The organism is Agromyces agglutinans, from assembly GCF_009647605.1.
In the GTDB taxonomy this organism is placed as follows: Bacteria; Actinomycetota; Actinomycetes; order Actinomycetales; family Microbacteriaceae; genus Agromyces; species Agromyces agglutinans.
Genome location: NZ_WJIF01000002.1, coordinates 538,886 through 554,408, shown reverse-complemented (window position 1 = coordinate 554,408; position 15,523 = coordinate 538,886). Strand labels below are relative to the sequence as shown.

Below are 15,523 nucleotides of genomic sequence, written 5' to 3'. Positions count from 1 at the left end.
GACGTCAAGGACGCCGCTCCGGCCCGCCGCACACGCGCGGCTCCTCCTGCCGCTCCGCGACCGGCCGGCCCCTACGCGGCCGCCCCGCCGAGGTAGGCGTTGCGCACCTCGGGCAGCTCGACGAGCTCGGCCGGCGTTCCCTCGAGCACGACCCGGCCGCGCTGCATGACGACCGCACGGTCGGCGATGCCGAACGAGGCGCGCACGTTCTGCTCGACGAGGAGCACGGCGAGTCCGCGCGAGCGCAGCTCGGTGAGCACGCGCATGATCTCGGCGACGACCTTCGGCGCCAGCCCGATCGACGGCTCGTCGAGGATGATCGCCTTCGGCGAGGCCATGAGCCCCCGGCCGATCGCGACCATCTGCTGCTCGCCGCCCGAGAGCGTGCCCGCGGCCTGGCCGAGGCGCGGCTCGAGCCGCGGGAACAGTTCGAGCACGGCGGCGAGGTCGCCCTTGCCGCCGCGGCTCCACGCGCCGAGGTTGAGGTTGTCGCGCACCGAGAGCGACGGGAAGCAGAGCCGGTTCTCGGGCACGTGCATGAGCCCGAGGGCCGCCATCTTCTCGGTCGCGCGCCCCGCGATGTCGATGCCGTCGAGCGTGACCGTGCCCGCGGTAGGCCGGATGATCCCGTTGAGCGCGCGAAGCAGCGTCGTCTTGCCGGCGCCGTTCGACCCGACCACGGTGACGATCTCGCCCGCGGCGACGTCGAGGCTCACGTCGTGGAGGATGGCGAGCTTGCCGTAACCGGCGTCGAGCCCTCGTACCGCGAGCATCATGCCTGCTCCTCCAGTTCCTTCAGCTCGGCCTCGGCCTCTTCGGCATCGGTGCCGAGGTAGGCGACGATGACCGCCGGGTCGTTGCGGACCGTCTCGGGGTCGCCGTGCGCGATGAGCACGCCGTCGTCGAGCACCGCGACCGAGTCGGCGAGCGCCATGACCTGCGCGACGTCGTGCTCGACGAGCACGATGGTCAGGCCGGCGTCGCGCAGTCGGCGAAGCAGCGCCGCGAGCATCTCGCGCTCCTGGCCCGAGAGCCCGGCCATCGGCTCGTCGAGCAGCAGCAGCGCGGGTTCGGCGGCGAGCGCCCGGCACACCTCCATCATGCGCTGGCGCCCGAACGGCAGGTCGCCCGCCGCGAGCTCGGCGAACTCGCCGAGTCGCATCGAGTCGAGGATGTCGCGCGCGATCGCCTCGTGGCGGTACTGCTCGCGACCCTGCAGGCCGAGCATGCCGCGGAGGATGCCGGCGCGCCCCTTGCGGTACCGGCCCATGTAGACGTTGCCGACGACATCCGTCGATGAGAACACCTGCAGGTTCTGGAAGGTGCGGGTGAGGCCCCGTTCGGCGCCGACGTGGGGCTTGCGGCCCTGGATCTCCTCGCCGAGGAACGTCACGGTCCCGGTGGTCGGGGCGATCGCACCCGTGATCATGTTGAAGCACGTCGTCTTGCCCGCGCCGTTCGGGCCGATGAGGCCCATGATGCGACCGGCGGGCACCGCGAAGCTCACGTCGTCGACGGCGACGACGCCGCCGTAGCGCTTGGTGAGTCCGCGCACCTCGAGGATCGGTTCCCCGGCCGCGACCGGCGTGGCGACGGCCGGCAGGGCCGGCACGGCACCCTCGACGCCGCCACCGACGCCTCCGCCCAGCGCGTCGGAACCCAACCCACCGTCGCCCCGTGCTTCGCCGGGCAGGCCGCCGAACGCACGGGTGGGCACCTCGCCCGCCCCGGTGTCGGCGGTGCCGTCGGGCGGCGCAGCCGCCGAGGCATCCGCCGATTCGGATCGACGACGCCACGCGCGCACGATCGCCGCGCGCGCCGTGAGCACGACCTGGTAGAGCCCGCCCGGCAGCAGCAGGATGACGAGGATGAGCACGAGGCCGTAGCCGATGAGCTGCACCTCGCCCGTCGCGCCGGGGATGATCGCCGGGATCAGGTCTCGCAGGCCCTCGGAGAGGAGTTCCACGATGAATGCGCCGGCGATCGCGCCCCACACCGAGCCGAGTCCGCCGATGACGACCATCAGCAGGATCTCGACCGAGACGTGGAACTCGGCGACCTGGGGCGAGACGATCTGCACCTGGTACGCGTAGAACACGCCGCCGAGCCCCGCGAACCCGGCCGACAGCGTGAACACCTTCACGCGCAGCGCGTACGTGTTCACGCCGAGCGACTCGGCCGCCAGCTCCGAATCGTTCACGGCCGAGAGCGCCCGGCCGGCGCGCGAACGCGTCAGGTTCAGCGCCAGCACGAGGCCGATGAGCACGAACGGCGCCACGAACCAGAAGAAGAGGCCGTTGTTGTCGATCGGGATGCCGAAGACCTCGGGCCGGCCGTAGCCGTAGATGCCCGTCGTGCGACCGGTGAACTCCCACTCGCGCACCGCGATCATGACGATGAAGCCGAGGCCGAGCGTCGCGAGCGCGAGGTAGTGACCGCGCAGGCGCAGCATCGGCAGGCCGACGAGCAGCGCCGCGAGCATCGCCGCGACGACGCCGCCCACCGCGGCCACCGGGCCCGGCATCTCGAACTTCTGCAGCAGGATCGCGTGCGTGTAGGCGCCGATCGCGAAGAACGCCGCCTGTCCGAGCGAGACCTGGCCGGCGAGGCCCATGAGCAGCGAGAGCCCGATCGCGGGCAGCGCGAAGATCAGCGAGAAGACCGCGATGTTCATCATCGACGAGTTCGCGGTGAACGGCACGATCAGGATGATCACCGCGAGCACGGCGACCCCGATGATCGTGCCGCGGTTGTTCGGCCAGAAGCCCGATTTCGACCTCGTCGCGGCCTTGTTCAGGTAGGACATCTCAGACCCTCACGGCGTTCGGGCGCAGCACGAGACCGGCCGGGCGGATGATGAGCACGATGATGAGGATGAAGAACGCGACCGCGTCCTTCCAACCGGATGCCACGTAGCCGGCGACGTACGACTCGATGATGCCGAGCAGCAGGGCGCCGACGATGGCCGCCCGGAACGAGACGAGCCCGCCGAGCACGGCCGCGACGAACCCCTTGAGGCCGAGCAGCAGCCCGCCCGACCAGATCGAGAGGTAGATCGGCGAGGAGACCACGCCGGCCGCCGCGCCCACGAAGCCGGCGATCGCGAACGCGATGACGGATGCCACGGCCGGCGAGATGCCCACGATGCGCGCGGCCACCGGCTGCTCGGCGCTCGCGCGGAGCGCCTTGCCCCACCGGGTCTTCTCGTAGAAGAGCAGCACGCCGCCGCCGACCACCACGAGGGCGCCGAGCATCCAGAGCTCCTGCGAGCGGATGCTGACGCCGCCGAGGTTCAGGTCGCTGCCCGGGAAGGCCGGCAGTCGCCGGCCCTCCGCACCCCAGATGAGCAGCATGATCGCCTGCAGCAGCGTCGAGACGCCGAGCGTGAGGATGATCGAGACCAGGGTGGTCAGGTTCTTCACGCGGGAGATCACGAGGCGTTCGATGAGCACCGACGCGAGCGTCACCGAGACGAGCGCGATGAGGATCGCGACGGGCAGCGGCAGCCCGGCCGTGACGAGCGAGATGCTGCCGAGGCCGGCCAGCGTCGCGTAGTCGCCCTGGGCGATGTTCACGACGTGGCGCACCGTGTAGGTGGCGATGAGGCCGACGGCGAGCAGGGCGTACACGGAGCCCTGCGACAGCCCTGCCGCCGTCAGCTGGAGGAAGTCGATCAACGGGTGACGCTCATTCCTCGTTGAGGGTCCAACGGCCGCCCTCGGCGATCGCCATGATGAGCGCATCGGCGGTGAGCCCGGAGTGGTTGTCGGGGGTCATCGTGAACACGCCCGAGATGCCGACGAAGTCGCTCGTCGCCTCGATGGCGTCGCGCAGGGCCTCGGGGTCGGTTCCGGCCTCCTCGATCGCGGCGACGCCGATCTTGAACGCGTCGTATGCGTGGCCCGCGAAGCTCGACGGCGAGCTCCCGAACTCCTCGGTGTAGTCGGCGATGAACTGGTCGATGACCTCCTTCTGCGGGTCGTCGGCGGGAAGCTGGTCGGCGACGAGGAGGCGCCCCATCGGCGCGATGACGCCCTCGGCGGCGGGCCCGGCGGCCTCGAAGAACGCGTCGTTCGCGACACCGTGCGACTGGTAGACGGGCTTGTTCACGCCGATCTGCACGAAGGCGGCCTGCGCGAGGCCGGCCGAGGGCGTGATGCCCCAGATGATGACCGCGTCGGCGTCGGCCGAACGGAGGTTCGTCATCTGCGCGGTGAAGTCGGTGGCGCTGGGCTCGAACGCCTCGGTCGCGGTGAGCGTGATGCCGCGCTCCTCGCCGAGCTCGGTGATGATGTCGGCGATGCCCTCGCCGAATCCGGTGGCGTCGCGGGCGAGGGCGATCTTGGTGTAGCCCTTGGCCTCCGCGTCGTCGAGGATGCGCTCGAGCACGACGAGGTCGTTCTGCGCGGTCTTGAAGACCCACTCGGAGCCGTCGACGATCGCGGCGTTCGCGGCGACCGAGATGGTCGGGACCTGGGCGGCCTCGACGAGCGGACGCATGGCGAGGCTCGGGCCGGTGCGCGAGGCGCCGATGATGAGGTCGACGTCGTCGTTCTCGATGAGCTGCGTCGTGGCGCGAGCTGCGCCGTCCTCGGTGGACTGGTTGTCCTTGATGATGAGCTCGACCTCGCGGCCGTTGATCCCGCCGTCGGCGTTGACCTGCTCGGCGAGCATGTTCAGGGTGTTCTGCTCGGGGACGCCGAGGTTCGCGCCGACGCCGGTGATGTCGAGCACGGCTCCGATCTTGATGGGCCCGTCTTCGGTCGCCCCGTCACCGCCGCCCTCCTCGCCGCCGAAGTTCGAGGTCGTGCAACCGGCCAGGGCGAGGGCGATGGATGCCGCGACCGCGGCGGGTACGAGCAGTCGGCGCGCTGCACGATGCATGATGGTCTCTCCTTTGAGCCCTGTTCGGGTTCTCGTCGCTGAGTGGGTCGACTTCATGACCGACCATTCGGTCACTATTTCGGTTCCCTCGACGATACGTTGCGTGGCCGGGCATCCGCAAGGCGTCGTGATGCTTCCGAGACACGGTTGTTGCGCGTCGGCGCTCGCCCGTCGCGATGCGCATGCCGCTGTCAGGGGCATCCGCGATGCTGGACCGATGACGGATCCCGCCGCCGCTGACCGAACCGCCTCGACCATGACTCGCGCCGCCGCCCTCCAAGCGCTTCGAGACCTCGTCGGCCGTGACGACGCGGAGTTCCACGACGGTCAGTACGAGGCGATCGAGGCGCTCGTCGAGGGGCGCCGGCGCGCGCTCGTCGTGCAGCGCACGGGCTGGGGCAAGTCGGCCGTGTACTTCGTGGCGACGCTGCTCCTGCGGAAGGCGGGCGCCGGACCGACCGTGCTGGTCTCGCCGCTGCTCGCACTCATGCGCGACCAGGTCGCCGCCGCCGAACGGGCCGGCGTGCGTGCTGTCTCGATCAACTCGACCAACGCGCACGAGTGGGGCGAGGTGCTGCAGCGGCTCGACGCCGACGAGGTCGATGTGCTGCTCGTCTCGCCCGAGCGGCTCAACAACCCGGCCTTCCGCGAGCAGCAGCTGCCCGCGCTGGTGCGCCGGCTCGGGCTCCTCGTCGTCGACGAGGCGCACTGCATCAGCGACTGGGGCCACGACTTCCGGCCCGACTACCGCCGCCTCCGCGACCTCATCGCCGCACTGCCGGCCGGGGTCCCCGTGCTCGCGACCACCGCGACGGCGAACAGTCGCGTCGTCGCCGATGTCGCCGAGCAGCTCGGCGGTGCCGACGCCCTCGGTGCGGATGCCTCGGGCGCCGGCGTGCTGACGATCCGCGGCCCGCTCGCCCGTGCATCGCTGCGGCTCGGGGTGCTGCGGCTGCCCGACTCGACGAGCCGGCTCGCCTGGCTCATCAGCCACCTCGACGATCTGCCCGGGTCCGGCATCATCTACGCCCTGACCGTCGCTGCGGCCGTCGACACCGCGCGGGTCCTGCGCGAGCGCGGGCGCGACGTGCGGGCCTACACGGGGCAGACCGATCCCGACGAGCGCGCCGAGTCCGAGGCGATGCTCAAGCGCAACGAGGTCAAGGCGCTCGTCGCGACGAGCGCGCTCGGCATGGGATTCGACAAGCCCGACCTCGGGTTCGTGCTGCACCTCGGTGCGCCCTCGTCGCCCGTCGCGTACTACCAGCAGGTGGGCCGCGCGGGCCGCGCGACCGACAGTGCCGACGTACTGCTGCTGCCGGGCGCCGAGGATCCCGACATCTGGCACTACTTCGCGACGGCGTCGATGCCCGATCAAGACCGCGCCGAGCGCGTGCTCGGCGCGCTCGAGCGCGAGCGGCCGACCTCGACCCCCGCCCTCGAGGCGATGGTCGACATCCGCCGCACCCCGCTCGAGCTGCTGCTGAAGGTGCTCGACGTCGACGGTGCGGTGCGCCGCGTGCAGGGAGGTTGGGTGACCACCGGCGAACCGTGGACCTACGACGCCGAGCGCTATCGCCGCATCGCGGCCGAACGCGTCGCCGAGCAGCAGCACATGATCGAGTACGAGCAGACGCGCGGATGCCGCATGGAGTTCCTGCAGCGCTCGCTCGACGACGACACCGCGGCGCCCTGCGGTCGCTGCGACTCCTGCGCCGGGGCCTGGTATCCGACGGGCCTCGCCGACGACGCGGCGGCCGCCGCCCGCGGCGCGCTCGACCGGGTCGGCGTGCCCATCGAACCGCGCGCGCAGTGGCCGACCGGCGCCGACCGCCTCGGCGTGCCGGTGAAGGGCCGCATCGCACCCGAGGAGCGTGCCGCCGAGGGGCGCGCGCTCGCCCGGCTGACCGACCTCGGCTGGGGCGGCACGCTGCGCGAGCTGTTCGCGGCCGGGGCCCCCGATCAGCCGGTGCCGCCGCAGGTGATCGCGGCATGCGTGCGCGTGCTCGCCGAGTGGGGCTGGGCCGAACGGCCGGTCGCGGTCGTCGCGATGCCGTCGCGGTCGCGGCCGCTGCTCGTCGACTCGCTCGCCCGCGGCCTCGCCGAGGTCGGCCGCCTGCCGTACCTCGGCGAACTCGGCACGCGCGACGGCGGGCCCTCCGGCGGGCCGGGTGGCAACAGCGCCTTCCGCCTCGCCGGGCTCTGGAACCGGCTGAGCGCCGACGGGCTCGACGTCCCGGCCGGCCCGGTGCTGCTCGTCGACGACCTCGCCGACAGCCGCTGGACCCTGACCGTCGCGGCCCGCGAGCTCCGCGCCGCCGGCGCCACCGACGTGCTGCCCTTCGCGCTCGCGCTGCGCGGGTGAGCTGAATGATCGCGCTGATCTCGGCTCCGACGAACCTCGGCCTGCGCCCACCCGCTCGCGGCGCCGTGCCCGGCACCGCGAAGGCGCCCGAGGCGCTGCGCGAGGCGGGCCTCTTCGACCGCTTCCTCGAGCGCGGCGCCCGCGACGCCGGGGTCGTGCTGCCGGGCCGGTACCTCGATGACGACGGCCGGCGCGCGCCCGGCCGCGCCCGCAACGAGCAGCCCATGCTCGACCACGCGCGCCGGCTCTCCGACCGCCTGCGCGCGGTGCTCGGTCGCGGCGAGTCGCCGCTGGTCGTCGGCGGCGACTGCAGCCTCCTGATCGGCGCCGGGCATGCCCTCGCCGCGGCCGGCCGCGGCCGGATCGGCCTCGTCCACATCGACGGGCACACGGACTTCCGCCACCCGGGCAACAGCGACGCATGCGGCACCGCCGCCGGTGAAGACCTCGCGATCGCGATCGGCCGCCACTGGCCCGCGCTCGCCGACCTCGACGGCCGGGGTCCCTATTTCGACGCCGCGCGCACGGTGCACCTCGGATGCCGCGACGATGACGAGCACCTCGACGAGGTGCGCCCGCTCCTGGCCGAGACCATCCCGGCGAGCGAGGCGATGCGGTCGGGAATGGCCGACGCGGCGGCCCGCGTGCGCACGGCGCTCGCCGGCGCCGACGGCTACTGGCTGCACCTCGACGTCGACGTGCTCGACGCGTCGGTCATGCCGGCGGTCGACAGCCCGAGCCCCGGCGGTCTCGACGCCGGGCAGCTCACCGGCCTCCTGCGCGAGCTCGCGCCAGGAGCCGTCGGCGCCCAGGTCACCGTGTTCGACCCCGACCTCGACCCCGAGGGGCGGTACGCGCTGACGCTCGCCGGCATCCTCGCGGAGGGCCTGCGCGACCTGGGATCGCGCGCGGGCTGAACGACGAACCGGCCCGCCTCCGAAAGGGAGACGGGCCGGTTCGAACGGATCGGATGCGTCAGCCGACGGGCTGCGAGGCGTCCTCATCGTCGGTGCGCGGTGCGTCGGTGACATACGCATCGGATGCCTCGTCGGCCGCGACCTCGACGGCCTCGGTCTCGTCGTCCGCGACCTCGACGGTTTCGATCTCGACGATCTCCACCTCGGTCTCGACGGTCTCGACCGTCGCAACCTCGATGGCTTCGGCCTCGGACTCCACCACGGCGAGCTCGACCGGGCCGAGGTCGGTGAGCAGCTCGTCGCCGAGTCGCACGTCCTCGAAGTCGACCTCGATCTCGGCGCGGTCGAGCAGCTCGTTCATGCGACGCTGCCGGTTGCGCGGGATGAGCGTGACGACGCGACCCGCCTTGCCCGCGCGGCCGGTACGGCCCGAGCGGTGCAGGTAGGTCTTGTACTCGTCGGGCGCGTCGGCCTGGATGACGAGATCGATGTCGTCGACGTGGATGCCTCGCGCTGCGACATCCGTCGCCACCAGCACGTCGACCCGGCCGCTCGTGAGCTGCTGCAGGTTGCGCGTGCGGCGCGACTGGTTGAGGTCGCCGTGCAGGGCGACGGCGCGGATGCCGTAGTCCTCGAGGTGCTCGGTGAGGTCCTCGGCGAACGCGCGGGTGCGGCTGAACACGAGGGTCTTGCCGTCGCGGCTCGCGAGCTGGGCGACGATGTCGCGCTTGTCGCGGTTCTCGATGACGAACACCCGGTGCTCGATCGTCGACGACGCCTGGTCTTCGCCGGCGACCTCGTGCACGGCCGGCTCGACGAGGAACTCGTCGACCAGCGACGCGACGCCCTGGTCGAGCGTCGCCGAGAACAGGAGCTTCTGGCCGCCCTCTGCGGTGCGGCGGAGGATCCGCTGCACGGGCTCGAGGAACCCGAGGTCGCACATGTGATCGGCCTCGTCGAGCACGGTGATCGCGATCTCGCTGAGGTCGAGGCGGCCCTGCTCGATGAGGTCCTCGATGCGGCCGGGCGTGCCGATCACGATGTCGACGCCGCGCTGCAGCGCGCCGACCTGGCGGCCCTGCGGGACGCCGCCGTAGATCTGGGTGGTGAAGAGGCCGACGCTCTGCGCGATCGGCTGCACCGTGCGGTCGATCTGGAGGGCGAGCTCACGCGTCGGGGCGAGGATGAGCGCACGGGGCTTGCGGCCCATCTGGCGCTTGCCGCCGGCGCGGCCCGACTCCGCCCACAGCGTCATGAGACGCTCGACGGTCGGGGCGCCGAAGGCGATGGTCTTGCCCGATCCGGTCTTGCCGCGGCCGAGCACGTCGCGACCCTCGAGCACGACGGGGATCGTCGCGGCCTGGATCGGGAACGGCGACTCCGCACCGAGTTCCTTCAGGGCGCGAACGACGTTGGTGCCGAGGCCCAGGTCGGCGAAGCTGACGCCGTCGACCGCGTCGGCCTGGATGGCCTCGGCCTCGAGGCGCTCGAGCACGACGTCGTCCTGCGCCGAGAACTTGGGTCGCTCGTCCTTCGACGGGTAGAAGTCCGACGAGCGGCGCTCGGGCGCACGGTCGTCGCGGTCGAACCGGCGCGGCGCGCGGTCGCGGTCGAAGCTGCGGGGCGCGCGGTCACGATCGAACGAACGGGGAGCGCGGTCGCCGCGGTCGTCACGGCGGGGTGCGCGGTCGTCACGGTCGAACGAACGGGGCGCGCGATCACGGTCGAACGAGCGCGCGGGGCGGTCGTCACGGCGAGGTGCGCGGTCGTCGCGATCGAACGAACGCGGCGCACGGTCGCGATCGAACGAACGCGCGGGGCGGTCGCCGCGGTCGTCACGACGAGGGGCGCGGTCATCACGATCGAACGAGCGGGGCGCCCGGTCACGATCGAACGAACGGGGTGCGCGGTCGTCACGACGGGGGGCGCGGTCGTCGCGGTCGAACGAGCGGGGAGCTCGGTCACGGTCGAACGAACGCGCGGGGCGGTCGCCGTACGAGGGCCGGTCGCCACGGGGCGCACGGTCATCACGGTCGAACGAACGCGCGGGGCGATCGCCGTACGACGGACGGTCGCCGCGCGGAGCGCGATCGCCGTAAGACGGACGCTCGCCACGGGGCGCGCGGTCGCCGTACGAGCCGCGGTCGCGCGTCTCGCGGTCTTCGCGGTCGCCGCGGTGCGGGGTGCGGCCCTCGGCGACGCGCTCGTCGCGCGACCAGCGGGCCTTGCGCTCGCCGGCGCCGGCCTCTTCGGGGCGGTGGCCGCGGTGGCCGGCGCTGCGTGAGCCGGGCTTGGAGCCGGCCGTCCGCGAGCTGCGGGCGTACGACGGGTCGAAGTTGCGGGCGGGTCGTCCGCCCGCGGGCTTCTTGTTCTTCGGCATGCTGACTTTCCTGGGTTGTACTCGAGTACATGGCAGGCGCGGCTGCGAGCGCAGCGCGACTGAGAACCCGGGCAGTCTTCGACCGGGGCCGTTCACATACGGTGACTATCCGAGGCGATGCGCCTCGAAACCGGCCCTCAGGACTCACAAACCCATCCGCGGCACTCCGCGGTGTCCAGAACCGACCCGATGAGTCTACCGGAAGCGGCTGGGAAACCGCCGGGCACGCTCGGGTGAGGCGGCACGGCGAACCTGAGGTAGCATCACCTCACCCACGAAAACCCGGAGCACCCGTGACCCGATCCCGTCACTCCGGCGGTCACGGGGCCGGGCAACGTCGCCGCGGCCTGATCGCCGCCGGCGCCATCGCCGCCCTCGCCATCACGGGCGCGCTCTCGGGGTTCCACCTGCCGCTGCAGGAGATCGATCCCGGCGCGGCGAAGGCCGCCAGCGAGGTCGCCGGCAGCGAGGTGATCGGCATCCGCACGTTCACCGCGCCCGCCGGCATCCGGGTCGAGGCCGACCTCGAGTACGGCGCCCGCGAAGACGGCACGCTGCTCACGCTCGACGTGTGCAGCCCGGCCGTTCCGCCGACCGTCTCGACGCTCCCGGCGGTCGTGTCGGTGCACGGCGGCAGCTGGGCGCGCGGCGACAAGGCGAACGCCGACTGGCGCAACGTCTGCCTGTGGCTCGCGAGCGAGGGCTTCGTCGCGGCATCCGTCAACTACCGGCTCGTGCCCGACGCGACGTTCCCCGCGCAGGCCGACGACGTGTCGCTCGCCGTCGAGTGGCTGCGCGAGGAGGCCGACCGCTTCGGCGTCGACCCGTCGCGCATCGGCGTGTTCGGTGGCTCGGCCGGCGGCAACCTCGCCGCCCTCATCGGGGCCATCGGCGACGGCGCGACTGACACGGGCGCCCGCGTCGCCGCGGTCGCCGAGCTCTCGGGGCCGATCGCCCTCGACGCGCTGTCGGGCTTGTCGGCATGGCTGCAGGGCATCACGGCGGCCTACCTCGGCTGCGAGATCGAGCAGGTCGCCGACGACGCGTGCGCACCGGCGACGGATGCCTCGGCGACGACCCATCTCGACGCCTCCGACCCGCCCGTCTTCATCGGCCACGCCGAGCAGGAGGTCATCCCGCTCGTGCAGTCCCTCGGCTACGCCGAGGCGCTCGAGGCGGTGAGCGTACCGGTGGAACTGGCCGTGGTGCCGGGCAGCCATCACTCCATCGGCATCCTCGACGAGGCCATGCGGGCGCGCGTGGCGGCGTTCCTGCACACCCACCTCGGCTGAGTCCCGGTCGCGGCGGCGCGCAACCGCCTCGACACGAGGCATCCGAACTGGGATCATCGGCCCGTGAACCAGCCCGCCGACCCGCCGCACGACCCTCAGCCCGCCGACCCCCTGCGCGTCGGCGCGCTCCCCGCCGGATCGCTGCCGCCGGGCCTCGCGCTACGCCGCCCGACGTCGGCCGACCACGCGCGCGTCACCGGCGTGATCCGCGAGTGGTGGGGGCATCCGGCGACGAGCACCCTGCCGCTCGTACTGCCGAGGCTGTTCTTCCAGCACCTCGCCGACACGTCGTTCATCGCCGAGGACGACCGGGGCCTCGCCGCCTTCCTGATCGGGTTCCGGTCGCAGTCCGATCCGCGGGCCGCGTACATCCACTTCGTCGGCGTGCGCCCCGACCTGCGTGGCGGGGGCCTCGCGCGCATGCTCTACGAGGCGTTCTTCGCCGAGGCGCGCGCGGCCGGGTGCGTCCGCGTCGATGCGATCACCGGGCCGGCGAACCGGCGGTCGCAGGCGTTCCACCGCGCGATGGGCTTCGAGGTCACGGGCGACACCGAGATCGACGGCGTGCTCGCGTGGCGCGACTACGACGGACCGGGCGAGCACCGCGTCGGCTTCACGCGGAGCCTCTCGTGAGCGCCGGACCGCAACCGACGGGCACCGCCGTGAACGGGCCCGCGAACGGCCACACGGACTCGCCGATCCACGTGTCGGGGCACGAGTGGCGCCTCATCCTCGTGCGCACCTGGCACGAGTTCCGCATCAACCAGTCGTACGACATCGCCGCAGCGCTCACCTACTACGCGACGCTCACCGTGTTCCCGGCAGCGCTCGCGGCCCTCTCGCTCCTCGGGGCCTTCGGCACGGCCGAGGACGTCACGCGCAACCTGCTGCAGGTGCTCGCCGACCTCGATGGCGAAGCCATGGCGGCCGCGCTCGCCGAACCGGTCGAGCAGCTGCTCGGCGCCTCCCACCAGTGGGTCGCCATCTTCATCGGCATCGGCGGCGCGCTGTGGTCGATATCGGGATACCTCGGGGTGCTGGGTCGCGGCATGAACCGCATCCTCGACGTCGAGGAGGGTCGCCCGTTCTGGGAGTCGCGCCCGATCATGATCGCGGTCGCGGCCGCAGTGCTCGTGCTCGTCGCCGCGATCACGGTGCTCCTCCTGCTCAGCGGCCCGGCCGCCGACAGCGTCGCCCGCACCCTCGGCCTCGACGAGGGTGTCGTCTTCTGGTGGGACCTCGCGAAGATCCCGGTCCTGGTCGCGCTCATGGCGGCGACGGTCGCCCTGCTGTACTGGGCGACGCCCAACGTGCGCCGGCGCAACTTCCGCTGGCTCAGCGTCGGGGCGGCCGCCGCCATCATCACGTGGGCGATCCTCACCGCGCTCTTCGGCTGGTACGTGCTGGGCTTCGACGCCTATGAGCAGAACTACGGGGTGCTCGGCGGCGCCGTCGCGTTCCTGTTGTGGGTCGGCCTCTCGAACCTCGCGATCCTGTTCGGAGCGGTCCTCGATACCGAGGTCGAGCGCGTCCGCCAACTGCGGGCCGGCATCGACGCCGAGGAGGACCTCCAGCTGCCGCTGCGCGACGACCGGCTGATCCGGAAGAATCGCGAGCAGCGCAACGCCGACATCCTGGCGGCCGCGGCGCTGAAGCCCTCGTCGGCGGTCGACGGCTCGCTCTGACGCTCAGCCACCCAGCTGTTCGCGGTACCAGGCCATCTTCTCGTGGAGCCGGTGCTGCCGCTCGCGGAGCCGGTCGATCTCGGCCTGCACGACGCGGTCGTGCGCCTCGAGCAGCGCGAACCGCTCGGCGAGCGTCGAGTCGTCCTCCGAGAGGCGGCTGTAGCGCTTGAGGTCGGCGATCGGCATGCCCGTGTCGCGCAGGCACTTGATGAGGTCGAGCCAGGCGAGATCCGAGCTCCGGTACCGTCGCCGCCCGCCGACCGTGCGTTCGACCGGGCCGATGAGGCCCTCCTTCTCGTAGTACCGCAGGGTGTCGAGGCTGAACCCCGTCGCCTCGGCGACCTGGGCCGGCGTGTACTCGTCCATGCGGCCATTCTGGCCGATTTCGACGAGAGCTTGAGCTGGAGCGCACTCCAGCTTGCAGGCTGGTCGCATGACGACGATTCCCCTGGTCCTCGGTGCGATGAAATTCGGCACCGAGGTCGACGAAGACACCGCGTTCGCCCTCCTCGATCGATTCGTCGAGGCGGGCGGCACCTGGATCGACACGGCCGACTGCTACAGCTTCTGGGCGAGCGAGTCGGGCCGGGGCGGGGCTAGCGAGCGGGTGCTCGGCCGCTGGCTGGCCGCCCGGCCCGGCGTGCGCGACCGCGTGCTGATCTCGACCAAGGTGGGCGCCGAGCCCATCGGGTCGGGCGCCTGGCCGGCATCGCGCGAGGGCCTGTCCGATCGCGCGATCCGCGAGGCGGTCGCCGGCAGCCTCGACCGGCTCGGCATCGACCGGGTCGACCTGCTGTGGGCGCACATGGAGGACCGGTCGGTGCCGATCGAGGAGACCGCCGAGACCTTCTCGGCCCTCGTCGCCGACGGGATGTCCTCGCGACTCGGGGCGTCCAATCACCCGGCCTGGCGCATGGAGCGCGCGCGTGCTCACGCCGTCGCGATCGGGGGCACTCCGTTCAGCGCCCTGCAGCTCAGCCGCAGCTACCTGGCGCCTCGGCCCGGCGTGCTTCCCGAGGGGCAGAATCACCGGTTCGGCATGATGAGCGACGAACAGGTCGACTTCGCCGTGGAGACGGGAATGGAGCTCTGGGCCTACACGCCGTTGCTGTCGGGCGCGTACGACAACCCGGCCAAGCCGATCCCCGAGGCACACGACCACCCCGGCTCGACCGCCCGCTTGGCGGCGCTCGACGCGGTCGCGGGCGAGGTCGGCGCGACGCGCGGCCGGGTCGTGCTCGCGTGGCTCGTCGGCGGCGGGACCCCGATCCTGCCGATCCTGGGGGGCAGCCGCCCCGACCAGCTCGACGCAGCGCTCGAGGGCGTCGCGCTCGAACTCACCGCCGAGCAGCGCGCGAGGCTCGACGCCGCCGCCTGAACGGGCCGGTCGTCAGTGCCCGTGCCCGCCACCGTGCGACTCGCCGTGCGGCACCGCGAGTTCGCCCGCGTCGGTCGCCGCGAGCGCGGGGGTCGCGAGCGCCGCGACGAGCGCGGCGCCGACGACCATGCCGACCACCGATGCGCCGGTCGACCGCGCGGCGGTGGCTGGCGCGACGGCCGAGGGTGCGACGGCTGGGGCATCCGTACCGCCGCTGTGGCGCCGCCGATGGATCGCCGCCCCGCGATGACGACGACGGATCTCGGATGCCGCGCCGACGGCGACGACGATCACGAACGCGTCGGCCGCCAGGAGCGGGAGCACCGCGACGCCGAGGTCGGTCGCGGCGCCGGAGGCGACGAGCGCCCCCGACGCCGCGATCGCTCCGGCCGACGCCACCAGCGTCGGAACCGGAGCCGCCGCGCGGCCCGTCCGCAGCGCGGCGACGCCCCAGCCGAGCGCGGCTGCGCCGCACCCGGCCAGGACGACCGCCGCGGCGATCCCCCTCGCCGCGGCATCCGCGGCACCGGCGCCGATCGCGAGGAGCACGAGGCCGGCGCCGAGGGCGGCGAACATCGGCCAGCTCCGCGTGAATCCCGCCAGTGCCGACACGGCCGGCTCC

13 protein-coding genes are annotated in these 15,523 nt (G+C 72.6%); 6 read left to right on the top strand and 7 right to left on the bottom strand.

The genetic code is table 11. The annotated features are described in order from the left end of the window. Positions 1-71 precede the first annotated feature (71 nt). From GE115_RS05775 to GE115_RS05760, 4 genes are read right to left on the bottom strand one after another with little or no spacing between them, the layout of a single operon-like run. Entirely contained in the window at positions 72-776 is a 705-nt protein-coding gene (locus tag GE115_RS05775) for an ABC transporter ATP-binding protein (protein ID WP_216648763.1), read from the bottom strand. Continuing rightward, entirely contained in the window at positions 773-2,806 is a 2,034-nt protein-coding gene (locus tag GE115_RS05770) for a branched-chain amino acid ABC transporter ATP-binding protein/permease (RefSeq protein WP_153683792.1), read from the bottom strand. The genes GE115_RS05775 and GE115_RS05770 overlap by 4 nt, the downstream gene beginning before the upstream one ends. Position 2,807: 1 nt before the next feature. Next, positions 2,808-3,677, bottom strand: coding sequence for a branched-chain amino acid ABC transporter permease (locus GE115_RS05765; RefSeq protein WP_172979722.1), 870 nt, complete (start codon positions 3,675-3,677; stop codon positions 2,808-2,810). A 10-nt stretch (positions 3,678-3,687) separates the two neighbouring features. Next, complete coding sequence (locus GE115_RS05760; protein WP_172979720.1) at positions 3,688-4,884, bottom strand: ABC transporter substrate-binding protein; 1,197 nt, start codon at positions 4,882-4,884, stop codon at positions 3,688-3,690. A gap of 217 nt (positions 4,885-5,101) precedes the next feature. Between GE115_RS05760 and GE115_RS05755 the strand changes: the two genes are divergently transcribed. Together GE115_RS05755 and GE115_RS05750 are read left to right on the top strand one after the other, a co-directional pair. Beyond that, a complete protein-coding gene (locus GE115_RS05755; protein ID WP_376765693.1) occupies positions 5,102-7,249 on the top strand; it encodes a RecQ family ATP-dependent DNA helicase in 2,148 nt (715 codons plus the stop codon). A 5-nt stretch (positions 7,250-7,254) separates the two neighbouring features. Continuing rightward, positions 7,255-8,166, top strand: a complete 912-nt coding sequence (locus GE115_RS05750; protein ID WP_153683788.1) for an arginase family protein — start codon at positions 7,255-7,257, stop codon at positions 8,164-8,166. Positions 8,167-8,224: 58 nt separating this feature from the next. Here GE115_RS05750 and GE115_RS05745 read toward each other — a convergent pair whose 3' ends face one another. Beyond that, positions 8,225-10,546, bottom strand: coding sequence for a DEAD/DEAH box helicase (locus GE115_RS05745; RefSeq protein ID WP_153683787.1), 2,322 nt, complete (start codon positions 10,544-10,546; stop codon positions 8,225-8,227). A gap of 293 nt (positions 10,547-10,839) precedes the next feature. On the opposite strand from GE115_RS05745, the gene GE115_RS05740 reads away from it, so the two are divergent. From GE115_RS05740 to GE115_RS05730, 3 genes are all read left to right on the top strand, one after another. Then, complete coding sequence (locus GE115_RS05740; RefSeq protein WP_172979718.1) at positions 10,840-11,838, top strand: alpha/beta hydrolase; 999 nt, start codon at positions 10,840-10,842, stop codon at positions 11,836-11,838. Positions 11,839-11,901: 63 nt separating this feature from the next. Beyond that, positions 11,902-12,471: a GNAT family N-acetyltransferase gene (locus GE115_RS05735; protein WP_216648762.1), complete on the top strand. Its 570-nt coding sequence runs from the start codon at positions 11,902-11,904 to the stop codon at positions 12,469-12,471. Next, on the top strand, positions 12,468-13,523 hold the full coding sequence (locus GE115_RS05730) for a YihY/virulence factor BrkB family protein (protein WP_153683785.1): 1,056 nt from the start codon (positions 12,468-12,470) through the stop codon (positions 13,521-13,523). The genes GE115_RS05735 and GE115_RS05730 overlap by 4 nt, the downstream gene beginning before the upstream one ends. A gap of 3 nt (positions 13,524-13,526) precedes the next feature. Here the strand turns inward: GE115_RS05730 and GE115_RS05725 are convergent, their stop codons facing one another. After that, positions 13,527-13,889: a MerR family transcriptional regulator gene (locus GE115_RS05725; RefSeq protein ID WP_153683784.1), complete on the bottom strand. Its 363-nt coding sequence runs from the start codon at positions 13,887-13,889 to the stop codon at positions 13,527-13,529. 67 nt (positions 13,890-13,956) lie between these two features. Between GE115_RS05725 and GE115_RS05720 the strand changes: the two genes are divergently transcribed. Then, entirely contained in the window at positions 13,957-14,901 is a 945-nt protein-coding gene (locus GE115_RS05720) for an aldo/keto reductase (protein ID WP_153683783.1), read from the top strand. Between the two features lie 12 nt (positions 14,902-14,913). Here the strand turns inward: GE115_RS05720 and GE115_RS05715 are convergent, their stop codons facing one another. Next, positions 14,914-15,513, bottom strand: coding sequence for a hypothetical protein (locus tag GE115_RS05715; RefSeq protein WP_153683782.1), 600 nt, complete (start codon positions 15,511-15,513; stop codon positions 14,914-14,916). Between the last annotated feature and the right edge of the window lie 10 nt (positions 15,514-15,523).

Excerpts from the sequence above, each read along its gene's own strand:
- GE115_RS05775 (WP_216648763.1), bottom strand. The coding sequence starts at position 776 with ATGATGCTCGCGGTACGAGGGCTCGACGCCGGTTACGGCAAGCTCGCC.
- GE115_RS05770 (WP_153683792.1), bottom strand. The coding sequence starts at position 2,806 with ATGTCCTACCTGAACAAGGCCGCGACGAGGTCGAAATCGGGCTTCTGG.
- GE115_RS05760 (WP_172979720.1), bottom strand. The coding sequence starts at position 4,884 with ATGCATCGTGCAGCGCGCCGACTGCTCGTACCCGCCGCGGTCGCGGCA.
- GE115_RS05755 (WP_376765693.1), top strand. The coding sequence starts at position 5,102 with ATGACGGATCCCGCCGCCGCTGACCGAACCGCCTCGACCATGACTCGC.
- GE115_RS05750 (WP_153683788.1), top strand. The coding sequence starts at position 7,255 with ATGATCGCGCTGATCTCGGCTCCGACGAACCTCGGCCTGCGCCCACCC.
- GE115_RS05745 (WP_153683787.1), bottom strand. The coding sequence starts at position 10,546 with ATGCCGAAGAACAAGAAGCCCGCGGGCGGACGACCCGCCCGCAACTTC.
- GE115_RS05725 (WP_153683784.1), bottom strand. The coding sequence starts at position 13,889 with ATGGACGAGTACACGCCGGCCCAGGTCGCCGAGGCGACGGGGTTCAGC.
- GE115_RS05720 (WP_153683783.1), top strand. The coding sequence starts at position 13,957 with ATGACGACGATTCCCCTGGTCCTCGGTGCGATGAAATTCGGCACCGAG.